The 2,125-nt window shown below is 38.2% G+C and carries 1 protein-coding gene; it reads left to right on the top strand.

Annotated features, from left to right (window positions below; all coding sequences use genetic code 11):
* The coding region (locus tag ABD909_RS07100) for a helicase-related protein (protein WP_345097256.1) at nucleotides 1-2,125 on the top strand (2,125 nt) is incomplete at both ends.

The raw sequence follows: 2,125 nt of genomic DNA, 5'->3' as shown, positions 1-2,125 counted from the left end.
GCAAGCATCGTAAAGGGAAACATGATGATGAGGCTGGTCTTGAAGCCTCTGATCTTGTTTTACCGGCTACCACGGATGCGAAAGAGCTTGCACGTAAAGCCAATAAGACCTCTCTTGATGTGATGACGGTGGTCTTTTCAACCTATCATTCCATTCAAGTGATTTCGGATGCACAAAAGGAATATGATTTACCCGAATTTGATCTGATCATTTGTGATGAAGCACACCGTACAACGGGGGGTGTATTAGGAACAGATAAGCATGAATCTGAATTTATCAAGGTTCATGATAACAGCATCATTCGAGGTAAAAAACGTCTATACATGACAGCAACCCCTAAGATCTTTAGTGACAAGCTGAAAAGAAATGCTGTCTTATCCAATAACGTTTTGGTGTCCATGGATAATGAAAAACTCTATGGCAAACAACTTTATAATTACAGCTTTTCAAGGGCTTTAGAGGATAAGCTGTTATCACCTTGTAAAGTGATCATATTAGTTGTCAACGAAGAAGAAGTAAGCCAATCCATTCAACATCTTATTACCGATGAGAATTATGAACTTATTCTTGACGATAGGACCAAGATTAATGGCTGTTATAGAGCTCTTACCAAAATGGATCTGAAACTTGATCTTGAAGATGACCCCAAGCCCATGCGTAGAGCCTTAGCTTTTTGCAAAGATATTGAGACTTCTAAACGCATATGCAAAAGATTCAAAAAAGAAAAAGTGCAAGAATCTTTGCGTGCTCTTCATAAAAACTATAAAGATACTCCCCCTCTTAACTGTACTTTTGCCCATATTGATGGAACCTTTAGTGCTAAAGAACGTACAAAACAACTTGACTGGTTAAAGGAAGATGTGGGGGAAAATACGTGTCGTGTACTCACCAATGTACGCTGTTTGTCTGAGGGTGTTGATGTTCCTGCTCTTGATGCCGTTCTATTTTTACACCCGCGAAAAAGTCAAATTGAGATTATTCAAGCGATAGGACGTGTTATGCGTCGAGCGGAGGGTAAAAAAAGGGGCTATATCATTTTACCCATTGGGATACCCGCTGACATTCCGCCGGAAATAGCCTTAGAAAACAACAAAAAGTATAATGTCATCTGGCAAGTTCTCAATGCTTTACGTGCCCATGATGATAACTTTAATAAAATAATCCATCATATGCACAAAAAACAAGACGTAAGCGATACTCTTGAAATCGTTGCTGCTTCTCAAGAACTTGCGTTAGAAGATACGACCACGGTTATTGATGATTTACCTACACGCTCAAAATTAGAATATTCAGGACTTAATATTGGGTTAGCAACTTATGAACCCTCTCAAACACACGAAGTACAAGGAGAACTCCCCCTTTTTTCTAAATGTAAAGACGTCATTAAAGCTGCTATTGTTAATAGATTTTACGACCCTAGCTATTGGAAAAAATGGGCAATAAATGTTGGTGATCTTGCTCAAATTCATATCACACGCTTAACTGAGGTTTTGGCAAAATCAGAAACCGAAATACGGCGGGTGTTTAATGATTTTATGACCGAATTGCGTAGCAATTTAAACACGACTATCTCAGAACAAAATGCAATTGAAATGCTTGCGCAACATCTTGTGACGCGTCCAGTCTTTAATGCTTTATTTGAGGGGCATCAGTTTGTTCAAGAAAATCCCGTATCTTGCGCTTTACAACGTGTACTCAATGCCCTTGATAACTTTACTCTTAAAGAAGAATCTCAAGATCTCAAAAATATTTCTAGGAGTATACAATTTTACACGCGTGGAATTACCACTCTTGAAGCACAACAAAGCTTAATTGTAGAGCTTTATAATGAATTTTTTCGTTATGCTTTTCCGCGTACGGTAGAAAAATTAGGGATTGTTTATACCCCCATTGAGGTTGTGGATTTTATTATTCATTCTGTTGATGATATCTTGCGCAATGAATTTGGAAAAAGCCTAGGATCACGGGGTGTCTCTATTCTTGACCCTTTTACAGGAACAGGAACCTTTATTACGCGGCTATTACAATCAAATCTTATAAAACCAGAGGATATGGAGTATAAATACCGTTACGATATCCATGCTAATGAGATTGTCTTGCTCGCTTATTACATAGCAGCGATTAA

The organism is Bartonella acomydis (assembly GCF_039543025.1).
Taxonomy (GTDB): domain Bacteria; phylum Pseudomonadota; class Alphaproteobacteria; order Rhizobiales; family Rhizobiaceae; genus Bartonella; species Bartonella acomydis.
Note: the sequence above shows the minus strand (reverse complement) of the source record. Positions and strands in the feature narration are given on the sequence as shown.